The 25,446-nt window shown below is 70.6% G+C and carries 27 protein-coding genes; 6 read left to right on the top strand and 21 right to left on the bottom strand.

Going from position 1 to position 25,446, the window contains the following annotated elements; translation table 11 throughout:
- Window positions 1-2 precede the first annotated feature (2 nt).
- The 11 genes from D7Y04_RS23280 to D7Y04_RS23230 form a co-directional block, all read right to left on the bottom strand.
- Entirely contained in the window at window positions 3-2,078 is a 2,076-nt protein-coding gene (locus D7Y04_RS23280; RefSeq protein WP_121760736.1) for a flagellar biosynthesis protein FlhA, read from the bottom strand.
- Window positions 2,078-3,124, bottom strand: a complete 1,047-nt coding sequence (locus D7Y04_RS23275) for a flagellar biosynthesis protein FlhB (protein ID WP_121760735.1) — start codon at window positions 3,122-3,124, stop codon at window positions 2,078-2,080. The genes D7Y04_RS23280 and D7Y04_RS23275 overlap by 1 nt, the downstream gene beginning before the upstream one ends.
- Window positions 3,121-3,915 (bottom strand): EscT/YscT/HrcT family type III secretion system export apparatus protein, encoded by a 795-nt coding sequence (locus D7Y04_RS23270; protein WP_121760734.1) that lies wholly within the window; start codon window positions 3,913-3,915, stop codon window positions 3,121-3,123. The genes D7Y04_RS23275 and D7Y04_RS23270 overlap by 4 nt, the downstream gene beginning before the upstream one ends.
- Window positions 3,912-4,181 (bottom strand): flagellar biosynthetic protein FliQ, encoded by a 270-nt coding sequence (locus D7Y04_RS23265; protein ID WP_120579524.1) that lies wholly within the window; start codon window positions 4,179-4,181, stop codon window positions 3,912-3,914. The genes D7Y04_RS23270 and D7Y04_RS23265 overlap by 4 nt, the downstream gene beginning before the upstream one ends.
- Window positions 4,182-4,185: 4 nt before the next feature.
- Window positions 4,186-4,911, bottom strand: a complete 726-nt coding sequence (sctR, locus tag D7Y04_RS23260; RefSeq protein WP_120579523.1) for a type III secretion system export apparatus subunit SctR — start codon at window positions 4,909-4,911, stop codon at window positions 4,186-4,188.
- Entirely contained in the window at window positions 4,908-5,393 is a 486-nt protein-coding gene (locus D7Y04_RS23255; protein ID WP_120597450.1) for a hypothetical protein, read from the bottom strand. Before D7Y04_RS23255 ends, sctR begins: the two co-directional genes overlap by 4 nt.
- Window positions 5,390-6,541 carry a type III secretion system cytoplasmic ring protein SctQ gene (gene sctQ / locus D7Y04_RS23250; protein ID WP_216669642.1) on the bottom strand — a complete coding sequence of 384 codons (1,152 nt, stop codon included), beginning with the start codon at window positions 6,539-6,541 and terminating at the stop codon, window positions 5,390-5,392. The genes D7Y04_RS23255 and sctQ overlap by 4 nt, the downstream gene beginning before the upstream one ends.
- A 133-nt stretch (window positions 6,542-6,674) precedes the next feature.
- On the bottom strand, window positions 6,675-7,154 hold the full coding sequence (locus tag D7Y04_RS23245; RefSeq protein ID WP_121760732.1) for a hypothetical protein: 480 nt from the start codon (window positions 7,152-7,154) through the stop codon (window positions 6,675-6,677).
- A 7-nt stretch (window positions 7,155-7,161) separates the two neighbouring features.
- Window positions 7,162-7,977, bottom strand: coding sequence for a flagellar M-ring protein FliF (locus D7Y04_RS23240; protein ID WP_121760731.1), 816 nt, complete (start codon window positions 7,975-7,977; stop codon window positions 7,162-7,164).
- Between the two features lie 15 nt (window positions 7,978-7,992).
- Window positions 7,993-8,481: an ATP-dependent helicase HrpB gene (locus tag D7Y04_RS23235; RefSeq protein ID WP_121760730.1), complete on the bottom strand. Its 489-nt coding sequence runs from the start codon at window positions 8,479-8,481 to the stop codon at window positions 7,993-7,995.
- Window positions 8,482-8,493: 12 nt separating this feature from the next.
- Window positions 8,494-8,991 (bottom strand): hypothetical protein, encoded by a 498-nt coding sequence (locus D7Y04_RS23230; protein WP_120599158.1) that lies wholly within the window; start codon window positions 8,989-8,991, stop codon window positions 8,494-8,496.
- Window positions 8,992-9,217: 226 nt separating this feature from the next.
- On the opposite strand from D7Y04_RS23230, the gene D7Y04_RS23225 reads away from it, so the two are divergent.
- Window positions 9,218-9,550 (top strand): PilZ domain-containing protein, encoded by a 333-nt coding sequence (locus D7Y04_RS23225; RefSeq protein ID WP_014398934.1) that lies wholly within the window; start codon window positions 9,218-9,220, stop codon window positions 9,548-9,550.
- 18 nt (window positions 9,551-9,568) lie between these two features.
- Here D7Y04_RS23225 and D7Y04_RS23220 read toward each other — a convergent pair whose 3' ends face one another.
- From D7Y04_RS23220 to D7Y04_RS23180, 9 genes are all read right to left on the bottom strand, one after another.
- Window positions 9,569-9,970 (bottom strand): response regulator, encoded by a 402-nt coding sequence (locus D7Y04_RS23220; protein ID WP_120566860.1) that lies wholly within the window; start codon window positions 9,968-9,970, stop codon window positions 9,569-9,571.
- A 129-nt stretch (window positions 9,971-10,099) separates the two neighbouring features.
- Window positions 10,100-10,825 carry an SH3 domain-containing protein gene (locus D7Y04_RS23215; RefSeq protein ID WP_120579516.1) on the bottom strand — a complete coding sequence of 242 codons (726 nt, stop codon included), beginning with the start codon at window positions 10,823-10,825 and terminating at the stop codon, window positions 10,100-10,102.
- On the bottom strand, window positions 10,825-12,702 hold the full coding sequence (locus tag D7Y04_RS23210) for a BatD family protein (RefSeq protein WP_120599159.1): 1,878 nt from the start codon (window positions 12,700-12,702) through the stop codon (window positions 10,825-10,827). Before D7Y04_RS23210 ends, D7Y04_RS23215 begins: the two co-directional genes overlap by 1 nt.
- The gene (locus D7Y04_RS23205) at window positions 12,686-13,726 is read right to left on the bottom strand and encodes a tetratricopeptide repeat protein (protein ID WP_121760729.1); all 1,041 of its coding nucleotides are present in this window, start codon (window positions 13,724-13,726) and stop codon (window positions 12,686-12,688) included. The genes D7Y04_RS23210 and D7Y04_RS23205 overlap by 17 nt, the downstream gene beginning before the upstream one ends.
- The gene (locus D7Y04_RS23200; RefSeq protein WP_121760787.1) at window positions 13,723-14,778 is read right to left on the bottom strand and encodes a VWA domain-containing protein; all 1,056 of its coding nucleotides are present in this window, start codon (window positions 14,776-14,778) and stop codon (window positions 13,723-13,725) included. Before D7Y04_RS23200 ends, D7Y04_RS23205 begins: the two co-directional genes overlap by 4 nt.
- A complete protein-coding gene (locus tag D7Y04_RS23195; RefSeq protein WP_120599164.1) occupies window positions 14,778-15,788 on the bottom strand; it encodes a VWA domain-containing protein in 1,011 nt (336 codons plus the stop codon). Before D7Y04_RS23195 ends, D7Y04_RS23200 begins: the two co-directional genes overlap by 1 nt.
- The gene (locus D7Y04_RS23190; protein WP_121760728.1) at window positions 15,763-16,761 is read right to left on the bottom strand and encodes a hypothetical protein; all 999 of its coding nucleotides are present in this window, start codon (window positions 16,759-16,761) and stop codon (window positions 15,763-15,765) included. The genes D7Y04_RS23195 and D7Y04_RS23190 overlap by 26 nt, the downstream gene beginning before the upstream one ends.
- Window positions 16,758-17,639: a DUF58 domain-containing protein gene (locus D7Y04_RS23185; protein WP_120599162.1), complete on the bottom strand. Its 882-nt coding sequence runs from the start codon at window positions 17,637-17,639 to the stop codon at window positions 16,758-16,760. Before D7Y04_RS23185 ends, D7Y04_RS23190 begins: the two co-directional genes overlap by 4 nt.
- 24 nt (window positions 17,640-17,663) lie before the next feature.
- Window positions 17,664-18,653: a MoxR family ATPase gene (locus D7Y04_RS23180; RefSeq protein ID WP_120579511.1), complete on the bottom strand. Its 990-nt coding sequence runs from the start codon at window positions 18,651-18,653 to the stop codon at window positions 17,664-17,666.
- A gap of 253 nt (window positions 18,654-18,906) precedes the next feature.
- Between D7Y04_RS23180 and D7Y04_RS23175 the strand changes: the two genes are divergently transcribed.
- The 5 genes from D7Y04_RS23175 to D7Y04_RS23155 all read left to right on the top strand — a co-directional run bounded on the left by D7Y04_RS23175 (window position 18,907) and on the right by D7Y04_RS23155 (window position 23,656).
- Window positions 18,907-19,737: an alpha/beta fold hydrolase gene (locus tag D7Y04_RS23175; RefSeq protein ID WP_233601552.1), complete on the top strand. Its 831-nt coding sequence runs from the start codon at window positions 18,907-18,909 to the stop codon at window positions 19,735-19,737.
- Window positions 19,738-19,828: 91 nt separating this feature from the next.
- A complete protein-coding gene (locus D7Y04_RS23170; protein ID WP_121760727.1) occupies window positions 19,829-20,971 on the top strand; it encodes a hypothetical protein in 1,143 nt (380 codons plus the stop codon).
- A 68-nt stretch (window positions 20,972-21,039) separates the two neighbouring features.
- Window positions 21,040-22,050, top strand: coding sequence for a DUF2157 domain-containing protein (locus tag D7Y04_RS23165; RefSeq protein ID WP_120596591.1), 1,011 nt, complete (start codon window positions 21,040-21,042; stop codon window positions 22,048-22,050).
- 2 nt (window positions 22,051-22,052) lie between these two features.
- Window positions 22,053-23,159 carry a DUF4401 domain-containing protein gene (locus D7Y04_RS23160; protein WP_120596590.1) on the top strand — a complete coding sequence of 369 codons (1,107 nt, stop codon included), beginning with the start codon at window positions 22,053-22,055 and terminating at the stop codon, window positions 23,157-23,159.
- Window positions 23,156-23,656 carry a GDYXXLXY domain-containing protein gene (locus D7Y04_RS23155; RefSeq protein WP_120578176.1) on the top strand — a complete coding sequence of 167 codons (501 nt, stop codon included), beginning with the start codon at window positions 23,156-23,158 and terminating at the stop codon, window positions 23,654-23,656. Before D7Y04_RS23160 ends, D7Y04_RS23155 begins: the two co-directional genes overlap by 4 nt.
- 16 nt (window positions 23,657-23,672) lie before the next feature.
- On the opposite strand, the gene D7Y04_RS23150 is transcribed toward D7Y04_RS23155, so the two are convergent.
- On the bottom strand, window positions 23,673-25,397 hold the full coding sequence (locus tag D7Y04_RS23150) for a sigma-54 dependent transcriptional regulator (protein WP_120596588.1): 1,725 nt from the start codon (window positions 25,395-25,397) through the stop codon (window positions 23,673-23,675).
- Window positions 25,398-25,446: the final 49 nt, after the last annotated feature.

The raw sequence follows: 25,446 nt of genomic DNA, 5'->3' as shown, positions 1-25,446 counted from the left end.
CCTCACCGCCCCACGGCGACCGGCGCCAGCCGGCCGATGGGGCGAATCTGCAGGTCCCCGTCCAGTTCACCGTAGGTGAGCACCGCCACGTCCGGGAACGGGCCCTCGCACAGTTTGCGCAGCGGACGACGGATGTCCGGAGCCGTGAGCAGCACCGCCCGGCCCCCGTTGGCGATGACTCGCACCCCTTCCAGGATCTCCATGATGCGCTCCGGCTCCGGCGCGTGCCCTCGGGGACCGCTGGCGCGCAGCACCTCCTCCACCTCCGGGTCCACGAGATACGCGTACAGCGGGCCCGTGGGCGCGAACTGGTGGCTCAGGTAGCGGTGCAGGGCCTGACGGCAGCGCTCGGCCAGGGCCGTGGCGTCGCCTTCGGTGGTGGGCGCCACGAGCGCCTCCAGGATGGCGCGCAGGTCGCGGATGCTCACTTGCTCCTGCACGAGCCGCCGCAGCACGTCCACCAGCAGCGGCAACGGCACCTTCTGGAGCGCTTCCTTCACCAGCACGGGCGACTGGGCCTCCAGCCCCTCCAGCAGTCCCTGCACCTCCTGGAGTCCCAGCAGCGCGGCGGCGCGCAGGCGCAGCACGGCCCGCAGGTGGTCCGCGATGAGCTCCGAGGGCTTGCGCACCGGCACCTGGGCCAGCTCCAACCGGGAGCGGGCCCCCTCCCCCACGCGGCTGATGGGGCGCCCGCTGGAGGGCTCCACCGCCGCTTCCGCCTGGACCTCCAGGAAGGCCAGCTCGCCGGGAGGAACGAGCGCGTACAAGGCGCCGGGCTGCACCACGCCGCCACCAGCAGGCACTTCGTCCAGGAGGATGCGGTACTCGCCCGCGCCCAGGTAGGCGGCATGGGTCCGCACCCGGATGCCAGGGATGCGCACGCCCAGTTCGAAGAACAGCTCGTCACGCACGGCGTTCAGCACGGTGTGTACGAAGGCGCCTCCGTCGGCCTCCGCGAGCGGGGTCAGCTGCGCGGACAGGTCCAGCGTGAGCGGCGTCACGCCGACGGGTGCCTTCGCGCTCTCCGGCGGCTTGCCTGCGGCTCCGGCGGGCACCGCGGCTTCCGAGGAGGCGCCATCCTTCGACAGTGACTTCTCCGGCGCCTGCCCCTTGCGCCGCCGCGCATACCCGAGCCCGCCGAGGCCCGCCGCCAGCGCGAGGAAGGTCAGGTGCGGCATGCCCGGCATCAAGGACAGCGCGACGCACAGGCCCGCGACGGTGAGCAAGGTGCGGAAGTCGCCGAAGAACTGGGAGCCGATCTCCGCCCCCAGCGAGTCCTCTTCCTTCTCCGACGCCACCCGCGTGACGACGAGGCCCGCGGCCACCGCGATGCACAGCGAGGGCACCTGGGACACGAGCCCGTCGCCGATGGCGATGAGGGCGAAGGTGGCGGCGGCCTCGGAGAAGGATTGGCCGTTCTGCAACACGCCGATGAGGGTGCCGCCCAGCAGGTTCACCGCGACGATGACCAGGCCCGCGATGACGTCCCCCTTCACGAACTTCATCGCGCCGTCCATGGCGCCAAACATCTGGGACTCGCGCTCCAGGTCGCGCCGCCTGCGCCGGGCCTGGGTCTGGTCGATGGCGCCCGCGCGCAGGTCCGCGTCAATGGACATCTGCTTGCCGGGCATGGCGTCCAGTGTGAAGCGGGCGGACACCTCCGCGACCCGCTCCGCTCCCTTGGTCACCACCAGCAACTGAACCAGCGTGAGGATGGCGAACACCACCGCACCCACCACGTAGTCGCCTCGCACCACGAACTCGCCAAAGGCCTGGATGACATCGCCCGAGTGGCCCTCGGAGAGCGCCAGCCGGGTGGACGACACGTTGAGCGACAACCGGAACAGCGTGGTGAAGAGCAGCAGCGTGGGGAACGACGTCACCCGCAGCGCGTCCTTCGCGTTCAACGCGGCGACCAGCAGCGCTACCGCCGCGGCCAGGTTCACCGCGAGCCCCATGTCGAGGAGCCACGCGGGCAGCGGGATGATGAGCGCCCCCAGCACCGCCGCCATCGCCACCGCGAGCACGACTTCCGAGGACTGACGGGCCTTCAACAAGACCTTCAGGAATGGGGGCATCACGTCTGTCTCCGTGGACGGTCGTCCGGCTCGCGAAGCTCCATCGCGGTCCGCAACACGACGGCCGCCGCCTGGTACAGCTCTTCGGGGATGGACTCCCCGACGTCGAAGTGGATGAGGCTGCGGGCCAGCGGCACGTCCCGGAGCACGGGGATGCCCTGCCGGCGCGCTTCCTCTTTGAGCGCAAGCGCGTCCTGTTCGCGGCCCTTGGCCACGAGATAGGGCGCGTCGCATTCGCCCGCGTCGTAACGGAGCGCGACCGCGATGTGCGTGGGGTTGACGATCACGGCGGTGGCCTTTTGCACTCCACGTGCCGGACCACCCTGCGCCAGTTGGCGGTGCAGGGCGCGCCGCTGTCCCTTGTGACGCGGGTCGCCCTCGCTCTCCTTGTGCTCCCGCTTGACCTCTTCGCGGGTCATCATCAGCTCGCGCCGGTGACTGCGACGGGCGAGCGCGTAGTCCACGACACCGCACCCCAGCACCACCCACGCCAGTCGCGTCACCAGCGCCGCCAGCCGGCCGAGCAGGAACTCCATTCCCCGGGTTCCATCGAGCCACGCGGTCCGCAAGGCATCGGGGCCGACCGCCTCCACTTCGTTCCAGACGATGAGGCCCAGCAGTGCGGCCACGAGGAGTGCCTTGCCCAGCTCAATCAGCGGCTTGACGCTGAAGAGGCGCTTGAGGCCCGCGGCCGGGTTGATGCGCTCGAGCTTCGGCGCGGCATGGCGAGCGTCCATTTCGAAGCCCACGGTGGCCACGGAGACCGCCAGCGAGGCCATGAGCGCTCCGCCCAAGGCAGGGCCACACAGCCGGGCGGCGACCCAGGCCCCCTCCTCCCATGCGCCAGCAGCGGTCTGTTCCAGCATCAACCGCGCGGTCCAGTCCCTCAGCCGAGCAAAGCCTTCTGGCGCGAACGCGATGAAGCCCAGCAGCCCGCCCAGCGTCGTCGCGCTGGAGGTCAACATCCGGCTGCGCGGAAGCTGGCCCTTGCGCCGGGCCTCCCGCATCCGTTTCGCGGTGGGCTGCTCCGTCTTCTCGCCGCTCATCGGGAGACCTCGCCCAGCAGTGCCAACGCGCCCTCCGTCGACGCCACGCCCGCGAGCAGCCGCTCACACAGCAGGCCCACTCCCAGCCACAGCAGTGCGCCGCCTCCGAGGATGCGTAGCGGAGCCCCCAGCTCCTGGAGGTTCACCTGGGCCGCGGCCCTTGATGCCATGCCCAGGAAGCAATCCACCGCGAGCGACGCAGCCGCCACCGGGGCGCCCACCGCGAGTCCCGTGGCCATGGCGCCGCCCACCATCACCACCACGTGCAGGGCCGAGGCCTCCGTGGGCACGAAGGCCCCCAGTTGAACCACGCCGAAGCCGCGCAGCAGGGCGGAGAGCACCACGGGGAACAGCGCGCCCGACACCACTCTCGCCACCAGCAGGTGGTACAGCGCGTCGCCCGTGGCCGACTCACGGCTCCCGGCCTGCGGCAGGCTCGCCTCCGCGGAGCTTCCCCGGAACAGGTCGATGAAACGGCCGCCCATCCTCGCCGCGTCGAAGGGCAGCGCAGCCACGAGCCCCACTGAGACACCGTAGGCCAGCTCACGCACCACGAGCGCCGCCATCACCACCGGCGTCTCCACCGTGCCGCCGAACTCCACGCCCGCCTCGACGTGCAGGAAGAGCGAGAGCGCGAGCACCAATCCCAGCCGGACCGTCGTCGGCGCGGCCTGGCCTCCCAGCAATGGACAGAGGAACGCGATGGGCACGAGCCTCGCCGCGCACAGCGCCACCGCGACCACATGCGGTCTCAGGGCGAGGAGCTGTTCGCCCAGCGCGTCCGGATTCACAGCGCCACCTCCGCGATGAGCATGAGGAGGTGCTGGGTGAAGCGCGTGAGCTGTCCGGCGATCCACGGCCCCGCGAGCACCAGGGACAACACTGCCGCGCACAGCTTGGGCACCACCGACAGCGTGCTCTCCTGCAACTGGGTCGTTGCCTGGAAGAGGCTCATCAGGAAGCCCACCAGCAGGCTCGCGCCAATGGGCGGCAACGAGGCGAGCACCATCAACAGCAGGGCTTCGCGCCCCAGGGTGAGCAGGACGTCCTGGCTCATGGCGTCACCGGTAGCCGAGGATGAGTCCCCGCGCGAGCAGGGCCCAGCCATCCACGGCGACGAAGAGGAGGATCTTGAAGGGTAGGCTCACCTGGCCCGGCGACAACGTCTGCATGCCCAACGCGAGCAACACGTTGGCGATGACCATGTCGAGCACCAGGAAGGGCAGGAAGACGATGAAGCCAATCTGGAAGGCTTCCTTCAGCTCGGTGATGACGAAGGCCGGGATGACGACGAAGAGGTCCGTCTCCTGCACCTGCTCGGATTCCTCTGGAGGACGAAGCTCGCGAGCCAGGTCCACGAAGCGGGCCCGCTCTTCTGGACCGCCATGCTTCATGAGAAAGGCGCGCAGGGGCTCCGTCACCTGCTTCGCGGCGGTGAGGATCTGCGCTCCGGAATGCACCTCGTCGTACGCCGCCTGCCCCGCGTCGTACATGCGCTCCATCACCGGCGCCATGATGTGCCCCGTCAGCACCACCGCGAGACCCGTGAGCACCAGCGTCGGCGGTGCCTGCTGCGTGCCCATCGCCGAGCGGGCCAGGGAAAGCACCACGGCGATCTTCGAGAAGCTCGTCAGCATCAGCACCGCGAACGGCAGCAGCGACAAGAGCGCGAGCATCCCCATCATCGCCAGCGGACTGCCGGCATAGGAGGCCTGCGACAGCGACTGCTCCGCGGCGAACGCGCTCGCCGGCAGGAGCACTCCGCATCCCAATCCGAGGGCCTTCATCCCCCACCCCGCTTCCGGAGTGCGCCACACGTCGTCTGGGTCTGTCGCGCGCGAGGGAAGAGCACTGTCGGCTCCAGTTCGAACCGGGGCTTCACCGTCGGAATGGGCGTGCCACCGGGCAAGACCGCAATGGTCCGGGTCTCATGGATCTCCGCGAAGGTGTCTCCGTAGGCCACGAGGTAGCGCCGTCCATCCGCCTCCACGAGCGCGAGGCCACAGTGCTGGGAAAGCCCCGTCCGCGAGACGATGCTCAGGGGCTCCGGAGTGGCCGCATCGGCACTCGCAGCCATGCCTCCCTTGCGGAGCAACACCCAGCCCAGTCCGGCCAACGCCATCGCGCCAATCAACAGACGTGAGGTGCCCACCAGCGACAGGCCCCCCAGGGGCGCGAGCGTCGCCAGCCCTACGAGCAGGGCTGACGCGAACAGCAACCTGCCACGTGGGGAGAACGAGGACAGCAGCGTGTTCACGGGTGCGCTCACGGCAGCAACGCCAGGATGCGGGCGCCCACTTCGCCTTCGATCTCCACCAACTCCGCACGCGCGACCACGCGATCGCCCACTCGCAGCAGCACGGGACTGCTCGCGTTCACGTGCAGGGGCAGCAACGTGCCCGGCTTCAGCGCGGCCAACTCCGCCAGAGGCAACATCAACCGCGTCAGCTCGATCTCCACATCCACCGGGAGCGGCGGCATCGCCTCGCTCCGCTTGTTCGTCGCCACCATGTCCGACTCCTGTCGGGCCGCGCGCGAGTGCACGCTCCCTGTCGAAAAGCCTTCCGCGAGAAACTCGCCCCGGAGCGCGAAGCCCCGGGTGATCAGCTGTCCCTGTCCCTCCACCCGGCCGTCCCGGAGACGCACGCCATCGAAGAGCACGACGTCTCCCGCCGACAGCGCATCCACCGCCGAGGCCTGCAATGGACTGCGCCCCATGAGGCAGCGCGCGGGAACCGATGCCGCCAGCACCTGGGGCGCCGCCGCGCCTGCTGACTCCACGGGCAGTTCCTGGAACGCGGTCTGCACAGCACGGGAGGGCAGGAGCACCCGGCCTCCCACCGTCGCTCCCTCCACCGTCGCCGTCAGCAGCACCGCGACATAGGGCTGCCGCGCATCGACTCGCGTCAGCACGTCCCCGCGCCGCATCGACACCGCGGACAAACGAGGTCCCAGCCTTCGCACCCATTCGCCTTGCCCGCGCATCGCGGCCAGGGCGGACAGCAGCAGGTACACCAGCGTGGACTCTTCCAATCGGGTCAGCTCCGCCACGGGGGTCGGCCGCAGTCCCGTCCCCGCCAGCCTCGCCAGCGCCGCGAAGACCAGCGGCACCTCCAGCTCCACGATGGCGGTGCCCCCCACCGCAGACAGATCCACCAGCGCGAACACCATTCCCATCGCCAGCTCGCGCTCCGGATGGACCGCCGCCGGCACCAGGTGCCCCTCCACATTGACCGCCGCGCCCAGGTCCCTCGACAGCGCCACGCCCACGTCACGCAGGAGCTCCGCGCCCCACCGTCCCACCTGGGGCCGCTGTCCCAGCACCAGGTGGGCGCGCGTCAGCCGGCGCGCTCCCGGGCGGAACGGACGCGTGGGCTTCTTCGTGGCGCTGGTGGACCTGACTGGATTCGTTTGCATCCGGAACTCCGGGACGGCGATGGGACACACGTCCCCTGTGCACGGCCATGGCCAGGGGGCCGGCTCGTGGAATCAGGGTGTTGGCAGAGGGTGGAGGTCCTTCTTCGGGATGGCCCTCCACGCCCGAGGACGCTCAGCGCAGGGCTTCGCGGATGCGCCGCTCCGCCAGGGCGCTCAGGGCAGGAGCGGCATCCGCTCGCGGTGCGGTCCCCTCCCACTGGGGAAACCGGCTGCGGTGGTACGGCGGGAGGCCACGAAGGGCTTCCTGGCGCAGGGCTTCGGGAGCTGTCTCCAGGAAGAGCGCCAACCGGTTCGCGCCGTCCGCCCGTTCGCCGAACTCCACCGCCACCTTCGCCTGGCGCTGGGCGGAGGGCATGGCGGCGAAGCGCTCCAGGTGGCGCAGCGCCCTGCCCGCTTCGGCGTCCACCAGTCCCCCCAGCAGCTCCGCGGCACGCTCCCGCGCCAGGACGCAGACGACCAGCGCGATGCGTTCCAGGGGCAGGGACAACGCGGGCAGCGTGACCTCCGCCACCGGGGCCCGCGGGGCTTCCTTCCTAGCGGGCAGGAGCTTCCGGGCCTTTCGTAGCACCCGCCCCACGCGTGTGACGTCCATGGCGTGCTCAGGCCAGCTTGCGCGTGGAGCCCGGGGTCACCACCGGCCGCGCGGGCGTGGGCGGGGCAGGCGGTGCCGCGGGGGGCTGCTCCGCCAGGGCCCGGTAGTGCCTCCAGCGCAGCGTCGTCCAGACGAGCGCTCCGGACAGGCCCGTCACCAGCACGCCCAGCAGGGCGAGCACCACGCGCAGCCGCAGCGGGACGGGTCCTCCCTTCGGGGCTGGCGCCTCCACGTGCGTCGTCACCTCGTCCACCAGCAGCGATACCGCCTCCGGTGACAGCCCCTCCACGCCTCCCGCGATGAGCTCACGCAGCATGTCCGCCGACTTGCGCACGCGCGTCGCCCCACCGGGCGCCGTGCGCAGCATGGCCGACGCCTTCGAGGGCGCAGGAGCCTGTCCTGGCCTCGGCGGCGGCGGGACCACCAGGTGCACTCGCGCCAGCAGCACTCCGTCCACCGTCTGGAGCGTCCTCTCCAACTCCCGCTCCATCCCCCGGACGCGGCAGACCTGTTCCTCCAGTGGAGAGCGCACGAGCCCGCTTCCGCCAAACACGTCACAGCCCGTCTCCGCCGCGAGCCGGGGCAACCCCAGCTCCGCCAGGATGCGCACCGCGTCCGAGGACTGCGCGTCCGTCACCTCGATGGCCCAGGTGGGTTTCTTGCCCGGCTCGGGCACCTTGCGCGCGTCGAGCCCCCGCTCGACGAGCACCGTTTGCAGCTCATTGGCCTGACGCTCGTCGAGGCCGTGCTGGATGCGCTCCCGGCACGCCGAAGCGCCCAGGAGCAGGAGGAAACAGAGACAACGAAGGGGAGCGGAACGCATGGAAGGAAGGACTCCTCACACCTGGGTCTGGAGGACCTGTTTGACGCCGCCGGTGGCCTTCTCGACGACCTTGCCGGCGAGATCGAGCTCCTGACTGGCGCGGTAGACGTGGGCCTGGAGCGCGAGCAACTCAGCGGGACTGAACGTGCGACCGGACTCGGCGAGCTTCAGGATGTGGTCCAGCCGCTGCTGCGCCTGCCCCACCCGGTCCAACATCTCCACCGCCTGCTGACTGCGCGCGGCCTGGGCCGAATCCACGCGGATCCCCGGCTTCACCTCCGCGCAGCCCGCCTTCGCCCGCTCCACGCCGTCCGCTCGTGACGTGCCGGCGGTGGCCTCGGTGGGCGTGCGCACCGGCTTCGGCGGCCCCTCCATCGTCACCGGCACGGGGCGCGACTGGGGCGTACGCACGCCCTCCAGCACCTTGCCGAACGTCTCCTTGCTGGACTCCACCGCGGGCGAAGGGCCCGCACCGCCCACGGCTCCCAACTTGTCGATGGCCATCGCGAACGCGCCTCAGCGGATGTTGTTGATGGCGGCCTTCGCCGAGTCGTGGCGGACCTTCATGATGTTGGAGATGGCGTTGTGCTCGCGGCTCTCCTTCTGCATCTCGTTCTGGAGAGCCACATAGGCCATGTTGAACTTCTGGCCGTCCGAGGCCATCAGCTTCTGCGCCTCCAACAGGTCCCACGCGTCCCCCTGCCCCGTCGCCGCGCTCCCCGTCGAAGCCGTCGTCCCCGCCGTGCTCGCGCGCGCCGACATCGCGGAGGCACCGCCCGCCGCCGGCACCGACGACACCGCCTCGGCCGGCACCGCCGCGGACACCGTGCCGCTCAGCGCGGACACCACCGCGCTGGAGATGGGGCCTGACGGCAACATGCCGCCCACGAGCCCCGCGCCCGTGCGCACCACCTCGCGCGCCGCTCGCGCCAGCGTGGGGCCGAACTCCGTCTTCGGCGTCTGGCGCGCGATGGACGGGGCGATGCTCAACGACGGGATGCGACGGTCTTCCAAGGGGTGCCTCCGGCAGGGATTCGCCGGGGCTGCCTTCCACCGTCCGTGCCAGGGGCCAACCCCTTGAAACGACAGGGGCACGCTCCGTCACCTCCGCGCCAGGCGTCTATGCGGCGCGCGCGCCGCGTCCACGGCGCGGGACTGCGGACGAAAACCCGAAAACTTGCCACCGCTCCAACCTGCATCACAGTTGTCGCGTCCTGTCGCACCCGAAGGTGAGCTTCCGATGATGAACCCCTCCAATGGTCCCCGTCCGAACGAGCGCGAGCGCTACCACCCGCGCGTCGAAGCCCGGCTCCAGGTGAAGGTGCTCCTGTCGGGTCGCACCGTGACGGCTCAGGCGCGCGACATCTCCATGAACGGCCTGTTCCTCCAGGCCCACCCGGCGGACTCGCAGCGCGCGCTCACCATCGCCCTGCCGCTGCCGGGCGACCGGGAGCTCGTCACCATGTGCACCATCCGCCGCCGGGAAGTGGACGGCGTCGCGCTGGAATTTGGTGAGCTGGACTGGGACGACCTCATCGCCCTGGCCCGCTTCCTCCACCCTCACCTGCCGTAAGGGCCTTGCGGAGGAGCATCAGTCCGCGGCCGAACGGGCCGTGCGCAGACGCTCCACCAGGTCCATCAGCTCCGCGCCGCGGAAGGGCTTGTGGATGTAGCCGTCCGCGCCTGCCTGCGTCGCGCTCGCCACGTCCGCCTTCTTCGCCTTCGCGGTGAGCATGTAGAGCGGAACCTTCGCCGTGGCCGGGTCGCTCTTCAAGATGCGGCACACGGAGACGCCGTCCAGCTGCGGCAGCACCACGTCCATCAGGATGAGGTGGAAGTCGCGGTCGCGGGCCAGCTTCAGGCCTTCGATGCCATTGGCCGCGCAAACCACGTCCACCGCGCCGTCGCTCAACATGGAGCGAACCAGCTCGCGGATGACGGGCTCGTCCTCAACGAGCAGGATGTGGAAGGGCGCTTGCGCGTTGCCAGCCATGTTTCCTCGGGGCCCCTCGTAGGCCATTGCCCTGGCGACGTCCAGCGAAGCGACACCTCCCGGTAGCCCCTCTGTACGAAAGCGGTCCCCCGTCGGTTTTCCACGCGGGCGGGGTCGCTCCGGCCCCGCCTAGATTTCGGCCACGCCGTCGCGCTCGGCCCAGCCCTCCAGGCCGTTGGGCAGGCGGATGCGGACGTACTTCCCCGTCTCATCCAGGAGCTGCACCTTCAGGCCGGCGTGCACCTCGAAGAGGGAGCGCCCTTCCGAGCGAGGCAGCTCCCGCGCCACCAGCGTGGGCGCCAGCACCACGGCCTCGTGCACGTTCTGGTGGACCCAGATGTGTGCCCCCAACAGCAGCGCCGCCGGCACCGCCGCCGTGAGGCAGAGGCCCGCCACCACCGCCACCGCCGTGCGCCGCATCGAGGGAAAGGCGCGCCGGAAGAGCAGCAGCGCGAAGCCCACCAGCCACGCGACGAAGAAGACCCAGGCCACGGCCGCGCCATCCGTCGCCGCCGCCAGCCGGGGGAGGAAGGCCTCGTCCGCGGAGGCGCCCACGACCTTGTCCACCTGCCGGGCTCGCGCCAGGGCCAGGTTGGCCTCCAGGTCCTCGGCGCGTCCGCCCTGCTTCCGGGCCTGCTCCAGCGACAGCACCGCGCGGCCCAGGTCGCCGCGGGCCAGGTGCGTGGTGCCCAGGTTGTAGAGCACGTCCGGTCCGCCGAAGCCGTGGGCGATGAGCTTTTCGTACTGGGCCTGCGCGTTGGCGTAGTCCTCTCGGCCATACGCGTCGTTGGCCTGCTGGAAGACGGCCTCTGCTTCCTCGGCGGTGTAGTAGCCCTGCGTCGCCGCGTCGCTCATCACGCCCAGCCTTCCATCACCGCCGCCGCGGTCGCCAGCACCTTGCGCCGCTCACCTGGATCCACCCCGCCGCCGTAGCGGCCCAGGTCGCAGGCCTCCAGCACGAAGTGCACGCGCGCGCGCCGCTCCGCGTCCACGCCCGCCGCCGCCAGCTTCTCCCCGAGCGCCTCGCGCGTCAGCCCGCCCACGGGGAAGCCCAGCTGGGCCTCCAGGAAGCCCACCATCGCCCGCTCCACCTCCACGTAGAACGCGCCCGCGTCCGAGCCCGCCTTGAGCTTCTCCGCCTCCGCCAGCCGCTTGCGCGCGGCCTTCGCCTGCTGACGGCCCCGGCCCGCCTCGGAGCGCGTGGCCAGCCGGCCGCGCATGCCGCCCATGAACGCCACGCCCGCCAGCAGGCCCAGCGGCGCCAGCACGCCCGCGACGAAGAAGGGCCGCGTCCACACGGGCTGCGACGGTCCCACGAAGTGGGCTCGGGCGCGCACCGGACGCAGGCCTCCGGTGGAGAGCACGTTCTTCTGCTCGTTGGCCGCGTCCGCCATCTGCGAGGGCGTCATCGTCGACGGCAACGAGGACACTCCACCCGCTCCCGCCTCCACGGTGATGGTCACGGGGTCCGTGCGCGCCGTTTCGTACTGGCGCCGCGACGGGTCGAAGTACGGGAAGCGCAGCTCCGGCAGCGTGAAGGTGCCCGTGCGCTGCGGCATCACCAGGTACTCCACCACGCGACGGCCCTGGATGCGGTTGCGGTTGGGCGTGAGCCGGTCCGTCGTGGTGGGCTCATAGATTTTCAGCGAGGCCGGGCCGGTGAGCTTCGGCGGGGTGACGTTCTTCACGTTGCCCTGCCCCTCCAGGATGACCTTCACCGTGATGGGCTGCCCCAGCTCCACGCGCGTCTGCGACACGTCCAGCGACATGCGCCACGAGCCCACGTTCGCGTTGGACATGTTCGGCGGCGCGCCGTTCGGCAGCGGCCGCACCTTCACCTTCAGGCCGTTGGAGACGCGGTGCACGCGGTGGCCCGCGAAGAGGAAGCCCGTGGTGATGTCCGCCTCCGCCGGGGTGATCAGCAGCGTGCCGGACTTCACTGGAAACAGCGCGCGGCGGCGCAGCAGGTAGGCGCGGTACGGGATGCCGTCCACCACCTTCTGCTCGCCCGTGAGCTGCGTGGGGCTCTCCACCTCTTCGGTCCAGAAGCCCTCCAGCTTGGGCATCGTCACCGCGTCCACGCTGGACAGGTCCACGCGCGAGTAGATGTAGAGCGACAGCGTGGCCTGCTCGCCCACGTAGAGGTCGTCGCGGTCCAGGCTCGCGCGCAGGAACAGGTCCGAGTCCCCGCGCGGAATCACCGGTTCATCGTCACGAGTGTCCGAGTCGTCGTCCCCGAACGGGTCCGGCATGTTGCGGAAGTTGCGGAACGGATCCGGTAGCTGCTGCCTGCCGCCCTGCTGCGCCTGGGGCGCATTGCCCACGCGGCCTTCGCGCACGGTCAACGGCACGGCGTCCGTTCGGTACGTACGGCCTCCCGCGGTGAGCGTGGAGGGCGGAATGGTGAGCTTGCCCGCGCGCAGTGGGCGCATGAGCAGTTCGTGGCGGGTGATGTCCTGGATGACGGCGGGGCCACCTCCGGACAACGAGATGGAGCGCTGGCTGCCGCGCGACGAGGAGAGCACCTCGAAGTCGTTGGACGAGGGCAGTCGCACCTGGGCGTTGGACGGCGCGTCCACCATCACCACGGTGAGCTTGAAGGTGTCGTCGGTGCCCACCTCGGTGCGGTCCACCGTCTGGTAGAACTCGATGTCCGCCGCCCACGCCGGCGCCGTGGCCAGGAGGGCGAGCACGGCGAGCAGCGCCGTGCGTCCGCTACCAGTCCTTCTCATTGGGCTTCCTCTGCTTCTTCTTCTGCTGGAAACGCCAGAGCTGGAGATTCTTCTCGTTCTGCTTCATCGCATCCAGCAGGCGCTCGGCCTCCTGCCGGTCGACGTCGCCCGGCGAACTTCCACCGTCGCGTGGGTTGGATTCCGTCTCCTCCTCGCCCTCGCTGCCGCCGTCCGCGCCTCCATCGCGAGAGTCGCCTTCGCCCTCGTCCTGGCCTCCGTCGCCCTGACCACCGTCCCCGCCGCCGTCGGTGGGGCCGCCATCGCCGCCGCCGTCCTGCCCCCCATCCGAACCGCCATCACCGGGACCGGCATCGCCGCCGCCTCCGTCCGCGCCGCCGTCCTGGCCTCCGTCAGCCCCGCCGCCGTCCTGGCCTCCGTCGGCCCCGCCGTCCTGGCCTCCGTCGGCGCCGCCATCCGAACCGCCGTCCTGGCCTCCGTCCTGCGGCGTGCCGCCGTCACCCTTCTGGCCGCCGTCCTCGCCCGCGTCCGGACGTCCACCGTCGTTGCCGCCATCCTGGCCTCCGTCGGTGCCACCGTCCGGGCCGTTCTGGGGCGGAGGCAGGTCGCGCAGCACCACCTCGTAGTTGTGCCGGGCTTGCGGATCCGTGGGATCCAACGTGAGCGCCTTGCGGTAGGACTTGAGCGCCTCCGAGCGGTCACCCGCCGTGGCCGCGAGATTGCCCAGGTTGTACCAACTCTTCTGCGTCAGGTCGGGCTGGCGCGATGACTCCGCCACCTGCTTGAACGCTTCACGCGCTTCCGCTGAACGGCCCAGCTTCGCCAGCGCGTCCGCGCGGTTGAACTCCACCGTCGGATCATTGGGCCGCTCCTTCTTCGCGGCCTCGAAATCCCGGAGCGCGTCCTCGTAGCGTCCGGCCGCGTAGGCATCGCGCCCGCGCTGCACCAGCGGATGGTCCTTCTCCAGCGGCCCCACCGCCCACGCGGGCCCCGGCAGCGCCAGCAGTCCCGCCAGGCCCACCGCCATCGCTCGCGCCGCGCGTCGCCGCATCGGTTGCGTGCTCATGCGGCCCTCCGGCGCGAAGGGATGAGCGCCATGCCCAACACCAGCAACACCAGGCCGGGGACGGCGAACCACTGGAAGCGCTCGTCGTAGCGGACCGTCACGCGGCTCTCCAGCTCGCTCTTCTGCAACTGGTCGATGCGCTCCACCACCTGTCCCATGGCCACGCCGTTGGGCTGGTAGAAGAAGGCGCCACCCGTGGCATCCGCGATGGCCGTGAGGCCCGCGCGGTCCAGGCGCGTGATGACCGTGTCGCCGTTGGAGTCCTTCTTGTAGTCCACGAACTCGCCGCGCCGGTCGTAGACGGGGATGGGCTCACCGGAGTCCGAACCCACGCCCACCGCGAGCACCTGGACGCGCGCGTCCTTGAGCGCCTCCGTGGCCTCGCGCACGTCGCCCGTGAGGTCCTCGCCGTCCGACAGCAGCACCACCACGCGCTCCTTGGAGCCCCGGTCCGCGTTGTCCAGCACCTGCTTGGCCAGCCGCAGCGCCGCGCCCACGTTCGTGCCGCCCTGGGGCATCGCGTCCGGATCCACCGCGCGCAGGAACAGCTTCACCGCCGAGTAGTCCGACGTGAGCGGCGACTGCACGAACGCATCACCCGCGAACACCACCAGGCCCGCGCGGTCTCCCTTCAGCTCATCCAGCAGCGTGTTGAGCTCCAGCCGCGCGCGGTCCAACCGGCTGGGCTGCACATCACGCGCGAGCATGGACTTGGACGCATCCAGCGCCACCACCACGTCGATGCCTCGGCGCTTCGTCAATTCGCTCTTCGTGCCGCACTGGGGCTGCGCGAGCGCGAGCCCGAACAGCATCAGCCCCAGCCCGTACAGGCCGCCCTGCACCGCCGGCCGCCACACGGACACGCCGGGCGCGAGCGCCGTCACGTGGCGCTCCGCGATGAGCGCCGACAGCCGCGTCCTGCGGCCCAGCGCCTTGAGCAGCGCGAGCAACCCCAACAGCAGCCCCACCAGCAGCAGCCCCAGGAACAGCGGCTGCGCCAGGCCCACCTGGTAGCCCAGGAGCGTGAAGCGCAAGGCCTCCATCGTGGGCATCATGGGAACACCCGCAGGACGGTGGCGCGCAGCAGCAGCTCCAGCGCGGCGAGCCCGAAGGCCACCAGCAGGAACGGGTGGAAGTTCTCCTTGTAGGTGGCGCTGGCGCCGCCCTCCATCAGCTTCGAGCGCTCCAGCGCGTCCAGCACCTTCTGCAGACCCCGCTTGAGGCCTTCCGGGTCCGTGGCGCGGTAGTACTCACCGCCGGTGCGGTCCGCGATGTCCTGCATCAGCTCCGGGTTGATGGGGATCTCCGTCTCGCGCCACACGGTGTTGCCGAACAGGTCCGTGCCCTGCGGGAAGGGCACCTTGCCGCCCTTGCCCACGAGGATGGTGTAGATGGGGATGTGGAGCGACGCGGCCATGTTCGCCGCGTCCAGCGGGGAGATTTTCCCGGCGTTGTTGTCGCCGTCGGTGATCAGCACCACCACGCGGCTCTTCGCGTCGGAGTCGCGCAGGCGGTTGAGCGACGTGGCGATGGCGTCACCAATGGCCGTGCCGTCCTCCAGCACGCGGGTGCGCAGCTGCTTGAGCACTTCCTTCAGCACGCCGTAGTCCAGCGTCAGCGGGGACTGCGTGTACGCGGCGCCGGAGAACACCACCAGGCCCAGGCGGTCGTTCACGCGGCCGGAGATGAACTCGGTCAGTACTTCCTTCGCCACGTTGAGGCGGTTCTGGGGACGGAAGTCACCGGCCTCCATGGACGTGGACAGGTCCAGCGCCACCACGATGTCGATGCCCTCCACCGACAGGTCGCGCACGCGCGAGTCGCGCGACTGCGGCCGGGCGATGGCCACCACCGCCGCCACCAGCGCAGCCACGCGCAGGATGGGCAAGAGCGGCAGCAGGTACGTGCGGAAACCCCGGCCGCCCTTCGCGAAGACGTGCGCGGCGGAGAAGCGCAGCGTGGCGCGACGCTTGCGTTCCCAGAACGCGAGCGCCAGCAGCAGCGGCGCCAACAGCAGGGCCCAGAGCGCCTCCGGGTTATTGAACGCGAGGTCCGGGGGCAGCATCGGGCTTGGGGGGAGCGGGAGGAACGTACGTTTTGGCGAGCAGGTCGTAGCCGAAGGCCAGCGCCTGATTGCAGGACTCGGGGGACGCGTCGGCGCGGGCGTACTTCACCATGTCCGACTCGGAGACGAAGCGCATCAGGGCGTCCTCTGGCAGGCCCGGCGTGGGCAGCTTGCGCAGGGACGCCATCAATTCGGACGACGTGCACTCCAGGGCCTCGAAGCCGTAGCGCTCGCCCAGGTAGCCGCGCACGATTTCGGAGAGGCGGAAGTAGAAGTCCTTCACGTGGCCGCGGCCGGGCAGGTCCTCGCGCTTGAGCGCATCCAGGGACTGGCGCACGCGCACGTCCAGCGGCAGCACCGGAACCACCTTCTCGCGCTTCGGCCGGCGCTGCCACCAGCGCACCAGCATCCAGGCCGCGACGGCCACCGCCAGCGCCACCGCCAGCGCATAGAGCAGCGTCCAGGAACGGATGGGCACTTCCTGCGGGGGCTGGTAGTCGAACAGCTCCGCGCCCTGCCCTTGCGCGTCCGGCGGCAGCGTGGAGGTCACCTCCACCGTCTTGCCCTTGAGCACGAAGCGGCGCGGCCCCTCCGGCGTCGCCACGTCGAAGGCGAGGTCCGGCAGCTGCACGTCGCCCAGCTCGAACGCGGAGAAGCGCAGGCCGAACGTCGTGGTCGCGTCGTTCGCGTTGTCCTGGCGCTGGCGCGTCTGCTGGAGCAGCTCCACCGCGCTCTCACCCGTGGGCGCCACCAGTTCGTAGCGCTGGTCCTTCGGGTGCGTGAGCGTCACCTGGTAGGTGAAGGGCTCGCCGATGTGGACCGCTTCCGGCTCCACCCGCGCGGACGCACCCGTGGGCGCCACCGTCTCCAGGGCGACGGGGGGCTTGGGGGCTGCCGGAGCCTGGGCCTGGGCCCAGGCGGCCGGCGCGCTGATGAAGAGGACTGCCGCGAGGATGAGCGCGTGTCTCATGCCGCCATCCTCCGGGCCCGCGCGCGGAAGAAGTTCGCCAGCGCCTTGCCGTGATCATCCCCGGCGCGCAGCTCCACGTGGTCCAACTCCAGCTTCTTGAACAGCTTGCGGCGCTCGTCGCGCTGGGCCTGCATGGCGCGCATGAACTTGCCGCGCACGGCGGTGGAGCTGGTGTCCACCACGAAGCGCTCGCCCGTCTCCGGGTCTTCCATCTCCACCAGGCCGTGGGCAGGGAAGCGCTGCTCCAGTGGATCCTCGATGACCACCGGCACCAGGTCGTGGCGGCGGCCCACCAGACGCAGCGGCTTCTCGTAGCCCGTGGCCATGAAGTCCGACACGAGGAACGTCACGGCCTTCCGCTTGGACACCTGCGTCAGGTACGTGAGCCCCGCGGACAGGTCCGTGCCGTGGCCCTTGGGCTTGAAGGTGAGGATGTCGCTCACGAGCCGCAGCACGTGCGTGCGGCCCTTGCGCGGCGGAACCACTTTCTCCACCCGGTCCGAGAAGAGGATGAGCCCCACGCGGTCGTTGTTCGCGATGGCGCTGAACGCAATCTGCGCGGCCACCTCCGCGGCGACCTCCGCCTTGGTGCGCTCCTTGGAGCCGAACTCGTTGGAGGCGGACACGTCCACCAGGAGCATCACCGTGAGCTCGCGCTCCTCGGTGAAGACCTTGATGTAGGCCTCGTTCATGCGCGCGGTGACGTTCCAGTCGATGAAGCGGATCTCATCGCCGGGCTGGTACTGGCGCACCTCGGAGAAGGCCATGCCGCGGCCCTTGAACACCGAGTGGTACTGGCCGGCCAGCATGTCGGAGACCACCTTGCGGGTGCGGATCTCCAACTTGCGGATGCGGCGGATGAGGTCCTTGGGCAGCACGGGCGCGCTCTTACCTGGAGCTTCTCAGGGGACTTCCACGCGGTCGAAGACGCGCTGGATGATCTTCTCCTGGGTGAGTTCCTCGGCTTCCGCCTCGTAGGTCATCGCGATGCGGTGGCGGAGCACGTCGAAGGCGATGGCCTTCACGTCCTCCGGGGTGACGAAGCCGCGGTGGCGCAGGAACGCGTGCGCGCGGGCCGCCTGCGCGAGCGCGATGGTGGCGCGAGGCGAGGCCCCGAACTGGATGTAGTCCGCCAGGTCCTTGAGGCCGTAGCGCGCGGGCTCACGCGTGGCGAACACCACGTTGAGGATGTACTCCTTCACCTTCTCGTCCATGTAGATGGCGTGGACGAGTTCGCGGGCGCGCACCAGGTGCTCCAGCGCGATGACCCGCTGGACCTTGGGCGACGAGCCGCCGGACATCCGGTCCATGATGACCTTCTCTTCATCACGGGTCGGGTAGCCCACCTTCACCTTGAGCATGAAGCGGTCCACCTGCGCTTCGGGGAGGGGGTAGGTGCCCTCCTGCTCGATGGGGTTCATGGTGGCCAGCACGAGGAAGGGCGAGGGCAGGCCGAAGGTCTGGTCGCCGATGGTGACCTGGCGCTCGGCCATGGCCTCCAGGAGGGCGGACTGGACCTTGGCGGGGGCGCGGTTGATTTCGTCCGCGAGGACGATGTTCGCGAAGATGGGCCCCTTGCGGACGGTGAACGCGGCCGTCTGCTGGTTGTAGATCATCGTGCCGACGAGGTCCGCCGGCAGCAGGTCGGGCGTGAACTGCACGCGCATGAAGGTGGCGCTGAGCGAGTCCGCCACGGTGCGCACGGTCAGCGTCTTGGCGAGTCCGGGCACGCCCTCCAGGAGGACGTGGCCGTTGCACAAGAGGCCGATGAGGATGCGTTCGAGCATGTACCGCTGCCCGACGATGACCTTGCCGGTCTCCTGGTTGAGGACCTCGACGAAGCTGCTTTCCTGCTGCACGCGTTCAGTGAGCGCGCGAATGTCGGTGTTCATGTCCCCTCTGTCGGCCTGGGCGGCGGGCAGCCTAGGGTTCCCGGGCGTCCGGCTCAACACCGCTGTAGGCCGGACATTCCGTCAAGCCGCCCTGTCCCGTAAAGGGTCATCTCCCATGTCCCGCCCGTCCCCGCCCCGCCGCTCTGCCCTCCCCCCTCGCTGGGACGCCGCCGGCCGCCCCGGGGCCCCGGGCGCCACGCCCCCTGTGGGCCCGGTGGAAACGGGGCTTCTGGCCCAACTGGCCCCGGCCGTGATGCCCCAGGTGCACTGGCTACCCGGGGGGGGCGCGGTGCGGATCCTCGAAGGAGGTCCTCCCGAGGGCGCCCGCTCCACGGTCGTCTTCCTCCACGGACGTGGGAACTCGGCGACCCACTGGTTCCCGTACCTGACGGTGCTGGCCCGACACCACCGGGTGCTGGCCCTGGACCTGCCCGGTTTCGGTCAGTCCACCCCGGCGGACGTGCACGTGAAGTCCGCGGAGGACGCGGTGCGCTTCTTCACGGCGCCCGTGGAGGAGGCGCTGGGGATGGTGGCGCCGGGGCCGGTGTCGGTGGTCGGCCATTCGCTGGGCGGACTGGTGGCGCTGGAGCTCACGCTGCGCGGCACGGTGCCGGTGGAGCGGCTGGTGCTGGTGGACGCGATGGGGCTGGGTCCGGAGATGCCGCGCGCCTCACGCCTCTTCTTCCGCGCGGGACCGGAGCGGCTGGCGCGCAACCTGGGCCCCTGGGCGATGGCGCGGATGCTGCCGCCACCTCCCACGCCGCTGGGAGAGAAGCTGGGACAGCTGGGCTACGAGCTGTTGAGCGTGCCCGGTGGAAGGCCCGAAGCCGCGCAGGCCTTCAACGCGCTGGTGCCGCTGACGGGGTCGCTGTTCCACCGCCGCGAGCGGCTGGGCGAGGTGAAGGTCCCCGTGCTGCTCATCTGGGGCGAGCGCGACGAGACGCTGCCCGTCTCACTGGCGGACGAGGCCGCGCGCGGGCTTCCGCGGGCCCGGGTGGTGCGCGTGGAGTGCGGCCACAGTCCACAGTTGGAACACCCCGAGCGCGTGCTCCCGGAGCTGAAGGCCTTCCTCGACAATGAATGACACCCACCCGCCAGCGCGGCGGCCTGGCGTGCGATACTGAGCGCCAGCCGCTCGGGCCGCGCGAGCGCTTTGGGGGAAGAGGGGCATCCGCATGAATCGGGATTGGAAGTCGTTCAAGCGCGTGGCGCTGATGGGCGGGGTGTTGGCGCTGGGGGCATGCAGCAGCAAGCAATACAGCGATGCGCCGCCCACGGAGGATCCGCAGGTCTTCCAGGGCGAAGGGACCGTCAGCCAGACGGAGCCAGGCCAGCTGCGGTTCACCCTCCGGGCCGACCGCCTCTACCGGTTCGACTGCACGCCCGTCGGGATGCTGGGCTGCAAGGCGCAGTTGCGCGACGGGGTGACGCTGGAGCCCATCGGGGCGCCCTGGTCCTCCGGGACGCAGGTGCAGCACCTCACCTTCTTCTGGAAGCAGGCCACCGCCGGGGACGTGGTGCTGGACATCGAGTCCGCCTCGGAGCAGCAGCCCGGAGGCGTCTTCACCTACGAGCTCCGGGAGACCCAGGATGACGCGGGTGACGCGCTGGACCAGGCGGTCCTCCAGCCTGTCACCGACCAGCAGACGTCCTTCAACGGGTTCCTGGAGCAGGCGGAAGACGTGGACCGCTGGCGCTTCGGCGTCCCCGCCAACCACACCCTGGCGGTCGGCTGCACGGGTCCAACGAACAGCGTCGCGCCGGCCTTCGAGCTCATCCGCCCGGAGGGGACATCCCTGACCGCGGACCGCGCGGCGTGGTTCCAGAGCCTGGGCATCCGCTTCCTGGCCGCGAAGACCACGGGAGGTGACGCCATCGACCTGCGCGTCCGCGTGAGCGGGGTCTACGAAGCCAACTCCGTTCCCTACACGTGCACCGTCCAGGACGTGGGCGTGGACGACTTCGGGGACACCCCGTCCGAGGCGACCGTCGCGACGGTGCCCGCGCAGCTGAGCGTCCATTTCAACTACAGCTCGGACGTGGACGTGCTGGCCGTGGACCTGATGGAGGGCCATGCCTACCAGTTGCTGACGGTCAGCGCGCAGGGCACTCCCCCCTTCTATATCGGGACCACGGTGGTGAACGCGCAGGACACGCAGCGGTGGCCGAAGCTGGTCAGCGACGACAAGGGCGCCACCTTCACCGCGCCCACCACTGGCCGGTACTTCCTCGCGCTCGAGAGAGCCTGGGACGGCGGCATCTGGAAGTGGGAGGTCCCGAAAACCTTCACGTACAAGATCACCGACGTCACCCCGTAGGTGCCTTTCCGGGCGCGGAGGGCCGGGACATTCCCCGGCCCTCACGTCAGGCAGTACAGTCCCCGGCCGTGCCGAAAGACTTCCTCGACCTTGAGGCGACGCCGGAGCGGCTGCACGCGCTGGCGGACGCCGGAATCCTGAGACCGGACGCGTACGGGCGCGCGCTGCATCTGGCGGTCGCATCGCCGTCGCGGCCCGCGTGGCGTGCGTTCCTGTCCACGACGTTGATGGCCCTGGGCTCGCTGCTGGTGCTGGCGGGCGTGGTGTACTTCTTCGCCTTCAACTGGGCGGAGCTGGGGCGCTTCTCGAAGCTGGGCCTCATCTGCCTGGGCATGGCCGGGGCGGCGGTGGGCGCCTGGCGGCTGGGCGACAGGCCGGCGGGCCAGTTCGCGCTGCTCGCGGCCGCGGTGCTGGTGGGCCCGTTGCTCGCCGTGTACGGGCAGACGTACCAGACGGGCGCGGATCCGTATGAGCTGTTCATCGGCTGGGGCCTGCTCATCCTGCCGTGGGTGGCGCTGGCGCGCTTCACGCCGCTGTGGATGCTCCAGCTCGTGCTGGTCAACACGGGCGTCATCCTCTTCTGGGGCCAGCGCATGACGCGCTTCGGCTCCTATGAGGCGCGGCTCGCGCTGGTGCTGGGGCTGCTCAACGGGTTCGCCTGGGCGACCTACGAGCACTTCGCCAACCAGAAGGTCTCCTGGCTCCAGGGGCGGTGGATGCCTCGCGTGCTGTCCATCATGACGCTGCTGCCGCTGGTGACCCTGGGCATCCTGTTCATCGTGAGCAGGCACGACCGGTCGCTCGAGGCCGGCTTGTCCCTGCCGCTGGTGCTGGGAGCGCTGGTCGCCATCTACGCCCTGCACCGGCACCTGCACGGAGAGCTGTTCCTGCTCACCATGGGCGCGCTGAGCCTCATCACGCTCGTCACCACGGCGGTGGGCTACTTCCTCCTGGAGGTGACGCGCGCCGACGAGTTCACCCTCTTCATCCTGCCCCTGGTGATCATCGGCGAGGTGGGCCTGGCGGTGTACTGGCTGCGCCACGAGTCGCAGGCCACCGGCGTTTCGGAGGAGACCTGATCATGGCCCTGCGACCGACCATTCAAGATGTACTGGCGGGGCTCAAGGCCGAGGGCCACGTGGACGCGGGGGTGGACGCGCGAGCCCGCACCGCCCTGGAGATCCGCCAGAAGACGCTGGGTGCCTCACCCTGGTTCGTGAAGGCGCTGGCCGGCGGTGGCGCGTGGCTGGCCGCCGCCTTCATGCTCAGCTTCTTCGCCTGCGTGGGCCTCTGGAAGGAGGAGGTGGCGCTCACCGGCATGGGCCTCCTGATCACGGTGGCGGCGGTGCTGCTGCGCCGGACCTCCCAGGGCCCCTTCCTGGAGCAGCTCGCCCTGGCCCTGTGCATGGCGGGCGTGGGCGCGTTCCTCGTGGGGCTGGCGCAGCTGGACCAGGGCACCCTCACCATCGCGTTCGCGGGGGCGGTGGCGTCTGTCGTGCTGCTCGCCGTGTACCCGGACCTCATCCTCTACTTCCTGGCGACGGTGGGCCTCTGCGTGTCCGTGGGCGTGTTCGCGCTCGATGCAGTAGGGGGCCCGGGCGTGGACGTGTGGATGCTCATGGGCGCCACCGCGCTCTCCGGCATCCTGCTCTTCGAACCGGTGCTGCGGCGCGGGAAGCTGGGCGCTCGCGTGGGGCCCATCGCCTTCGCGCTCGCGTGCGCCGTGCCCGGGTGGCTGCTGTTCCGCAGCTTCGAGAACTCGCAGGAGGGCTTCCACTACGTCTTCCGCTTCGAGAGTGGGTTCGTGCCGAGCGCGTACCTCTCCATCGCGCTGGCGCTCCTCCTGGCGTGGACGGGGTGGCAGGTGCTGCGCGAGCTGGGGCTGGCCCAGGAGCAGCGCGTCTGGATTCCCGCGGCCGGCGCGCTCGTGCTGCTCACGGTGATGACGCTGAACACGCCGGGCGTGCTGGTGGCGGTGCTGATGCTGACGCTCGGCTTCCACCGCCGCAGCCGCGTGATGCTGGGGCTGGCGGTGGCGTTCCTGCTGACCTTCGGCGCGTACTACTACTACGACCTGCGCATCACGCTGCTGGCCAAGGCGCTCGCGCTCACGGGCAGCGGCCTGGTGCTGCTGGGCGTGCGGCAGTTCTTCCTGCGGCAGTCCGCCGTCCTCACGGAGGCCCGATGAAACGCGGCGCCGTCATCTTCGGTGGGCTCGCGCTGGTGTTCGTCGCGCTCGCCTTCCTCGTCGTGCAGAAGGAGACCGTGCTCGCGCGGGGGCAGCCCGTGCTGCTGCGGCTGGCTCCGGTGGATCCACGCTCGCTCATCCAGGGCGACTACATGGTGCTCGACTACGCCATCAACCAGGGCTGGCGCGAGGGCCGCGAGCAGCCCCAGGAGGACGGCAACGTGGTGCTGCGCCTGGACGAGCACGACGTGGGCGAGTTCGTGCGCTACGAGACGCAGGCGGGCACCTCGCTCGCGCCCGGCGAGGTGCGCCTTCGCTTCCGCATCCGCAACTCGCAGATGCGCCTGGGCGCGGAGGCCTTCTTCTTCCAGGAGGGCCACGCGGAGCGCTACGCGAAGGCGCGCTACGGCGAGCTGCGGGTGACGGACAACGGCACCAGCGTGCTCGTGGGCCTGCGCGACGAGAACTACCAGCCGCTGGGCAGCGCCATCCACTGAAGGCGCGCCCCTGGCGTCAGTCCGCGTCCTCGTTCTCCAGCAGGTCGGAGAACGGGGAGCCCTCCTCGCCCAGCGCCTTGTAGAGGCCGTCCACCTTCTCCAGCTCGCGCTTGAGCGCCTTGTGGTGGTTGCGGTTCTTCACCAGGCTTTCGCGGCCCAGCATCCGGAAGGCCTCGTCGCGGCCCATCTGGCGGATGGCCGTGCCCAGCACCAGCCCGCGGAAGCCGTCCGCGTAGTCCAGGTCCAGCGGCGTGCTGCGCCTGCGCGCCTCACCGACGAAGGCCTGCGCCGCGGCCCGCAGCGCTTCCGGCAGCGGACGGCCGCTGCTGGGGGACTGCTCGTAGTCCAGCGCGCGCGCCACGTGCTTCTCGTGGAGCACCAGGTCGCCCGTGCCGGCCGCGTGCTCCACCATCGCCAGCGTGTACGCACGCCGCACGATGTTGTCGAGCTGCCGCAGGTTGCCCGGCCACGAGCTGGTGGTCAGCAGCACCTCCGCCTCCTGCGCCAGCCGCGCGGAGCCCTCCGGCATCCGCTCGCGGTGACGGCGGTTCACCATGTACCGCGCCCAGAGGGGAATCTCGTCCTGCCGGTCCTGCAGGGGCGGCATGCGCACCGGCAGCACGTTCACGCGGTAGTACAGGTCCTCGCGGAAGCGGCCGGCGCGCACCTGCGCGTGCAGGTCCGCGTTGGTGCCGATGATGAAGCGCACGTCCGCGAGCTTCTCGCCGGTGCCCTCGCCCAGAGGCCGGTAGCTGCGCGACTCCAGCAGGTGCAGCAGGCCTGCCTGCGCCTTCAGCGACAGTTTGTCGATTTCGTCGATGAACAGCGTGCCGCCGTCCGAGCGGGCCACCACGCCCGGCGCGTCGCGCACCGCGCCGGTGAAGGCGCCCTTCTTCCAGCCGAAGAGCTCCGCCATCTGGAGGTCCTCCGGCACCGTCACCAGGTCCAGCGTCTCGAAGGGCTTGCCCCGGCGGCCGGAGCGCTCATGGCACCAGCGCGCCAGGCGCGACTTGCCCGCGCCCGTGGCCCCGCTCACGAGGATGGTCTCGTCCTGGAGCGCGAAGGTCCGGAGGATGGGCAAGAGCTCCGCCATGGAGCGGCCCACCACGGGGAGGAACTCGTCCACCTCCGGCGTGGCCACCGGCCGCTGCGGCAGCGCGGTGAGGTACGGCGCGGCGATGTCCGTGAGCAGCTGGAGCAGGTCTCCGGCGTCGCGCCAGACGAACTCCTGCCCCATGGCGGCCAGACAATCCGCCTCCAGCGAAATCATGCCCTCCATGCCCGCGGGCGTGCGCAGGGGCAGCACGCACACGTGCGTCGCGTGGCGGCCCAGGAAGCGCTGCTTGCTCTCGTTGCTGTGGAAGCCCGCGAGGCCCGGGTCGCCCGTCACCGGCGCGTCCGGCGCGTGCGGCTGCACCGTGCCGATGTTCACGTCGATGGACACCGCGCACCGGTGCTCCACCACCGCGCGCCAGGCCGTGGCGGAGGTGAAGAAGGGCATCTCGACGCCCGCGTCCGTCACTTCGCGCGCGCCCACGTCCAGCGCCGCCAGCCGGCGGTACGCTTCGCCAGGACGCAGGTGGACGATGCCGCGCAGGACCCGGGCCCGGCCCGCGTAGCGGCTGGCCGCCACCGCGGCGTCCGCCACGGCCAGCAGCCGGCGCAACGTCGCCGCCGCCGCCGTTTCAAAGTCCCTGGAATCCCTGAGCGCAGCCATGAGCTGCGCCAACTCGTCTTGCATCCCCATCGCCTCCCGTGCGGAAGCCGCGCCACCGCCGACCGGCGAAGCC

Origin of the sequence: Corallococcus sp. AB038B (assembly GCF_003668955.1) — a bacterium.
Lineage (GTDB): Bacteria > Myxococcota > Myxococcia > Myxococcales > Myxococcaceae > Corallococcus > Corallococcus exiguus.
This window is presented reverse-complemented; position numbering and strand designations above follow the sequence as displayed.

Excerpts from the sequence above, each read along its gene's own strand:
- D7Y04_RS23280 (WP_121760736.1), bottom strand. The coding sequence starts at position 2,078 with ATGCCCCCATTCCTGAAGGTCTTGTTGAAGGCCCGTCAGTCCTCGGAA.
- D7Y04_RS23275 (WP_121760735.1), bottom strand. The coding sequence starts at position 3,124 with ATGAGCGGCGAGAAGACGGAGCAGCCCACCGCGAAACGGATGCGGGAG.
- D7Y04_RS23265 (WP_120579524.1), bottom strand. The coding sequence starts at position 4,181 with ATGAGCCAGGACGTCCTGCTCACCCTGGGGCGCGAAGCCCTGCTGTTG.
- sctR (WP_120579523.1), bottom strand. The coding sequence starts at position 4,911 with ATGAAGGCCCTCGGATTGGGATGCGGAGTGCTCCTGCCGGCGAGCGCG.
- sctQ (WP_216669642.1), bottom strand. The coding sequence starts at position 6,541 with ATGCAAACGAATCCAGTCAGGTCCACCAGCGCCACGAAGAAGCCCACG.
- D7Y04_RS23245 (WP_121760732.1), bottom strand. The coding sequence starts at position 7,154 with ATGGACGTCACACGCGTGGGGCGGGTGCTACGAAAGGCCCGGAAGCTC.
- D7Y04_RS23240 (WP_121760731.1), bottom strand. The coding sequence starts at position 7,977 with ATGCGTTCCGCTCCCCTTCGTTGTCTCTGTTTCCTCCTGCTCCTGGGC.
- D7Y04_RS23235 (WP_121760730.1), bottom strand. The coding sequence starts at position 8,481 with ATGGCCATCGACAAGTTGGGAGCCGTGGGCGGTGCGGGCCCTTCGCCC.
- D7Y04_RS23225 (WP_014398934.1), top strand. The coding sequence starts at position 9,218 with ATGATGAACCCCTCCAATGGTCCCCGTCCGAACGAGCGCGAGCGCTAC.
- D7Y04_RS23220 (WP_120566860.1), bottom strand. The coding sequence starts at position 9,970 with ATGGCTGGCAACGCGCAAGCGCCCTTCCACATCCTGCTCGTTGAGGAC.
- D7Y04_RS23215 (WP_120579516.1), bottom strand. The coding sequence starts at position 10,825 with ATGAGCGACGCGGCGACGCAGGGCTACTACACCGCCGAGGAAGCAGAG.
- D7Y04_RS23210 (WP_120599159.1), bottom strand. The coding sequence starts at position 12,702 with ATGAGAAGGACTGGTAGCGGACGCACGGCGCTGCTCGCCGTGCTCGCC.
- D7Y04_RS23205 (WP_121760729.1), bottom strand. The coding sequence starts at position 13,726 with ATGAGCACGCAACCGATGCGGCGACGCGCGGCGCGAGCGATGGCGGTG.
- D7Y04_RS23200 (WP_121760787.1), bottom strand. The coding sequence starts at position 14,778 with ATGCCCACGATGGAGGCCTTGCGCTTCACGCTCCTGGGCTACCAGGTG.
- D7Y04_RS23190 (WP_121760728.1), bottom strand. The coding sequence starts at position 16,761 with ATGAGACACGCGCTCATCCTCGCGGCAGTCCTCTTCATCAGCGCGCCG.
- D7Y04_RS23180 (WP_120579511.1), bottom strand. The coding sequence starts at position 18,653 with ATGAACACCGACATTCGCGCGCTCACTGAACGCGTGCAGCAGGAAAGC.
- D7Y04_RS23175 (WP_233601552.1), top strand. The coding sequence starts at position 18,907 with ATGCCCCAGGTGCACTGGCTACCCGGGGGGGGCGCGGTGCGGATCCTC.
- D7Y04_RS23170 (WP_121760727.1), top strand. The coding sequence starts at position 19,829 with ATGAATCGGGATTGGAAGTCGTTCAAGCGCGTGGCGCTGATGGGCGGG.
- D7Y04_RS23160 (WP_120596590.1), top strand. The coding sequence starts at position 22,053 with ATGGCCCTGCGACCGACCATTCAAGATGTACTGGCGGGGCTCAAGGCC.
- D7Y04_RS23155 (WP_120578176.1), top strand. The coding sequence starts at position 23,156 with ATGAAACGCGGCGCCGTCATCTTCGGTGGGCTCGCGCTGGTGTTCGTC.
- D7Y04_RS23150 (WP_120596588.1), bottom strand. The coding sequence starts at position 25,397 with ATGCAAGACGAGTTGGCGCAGCTCATGGCTGCGCTCAGGGATTCCAGG.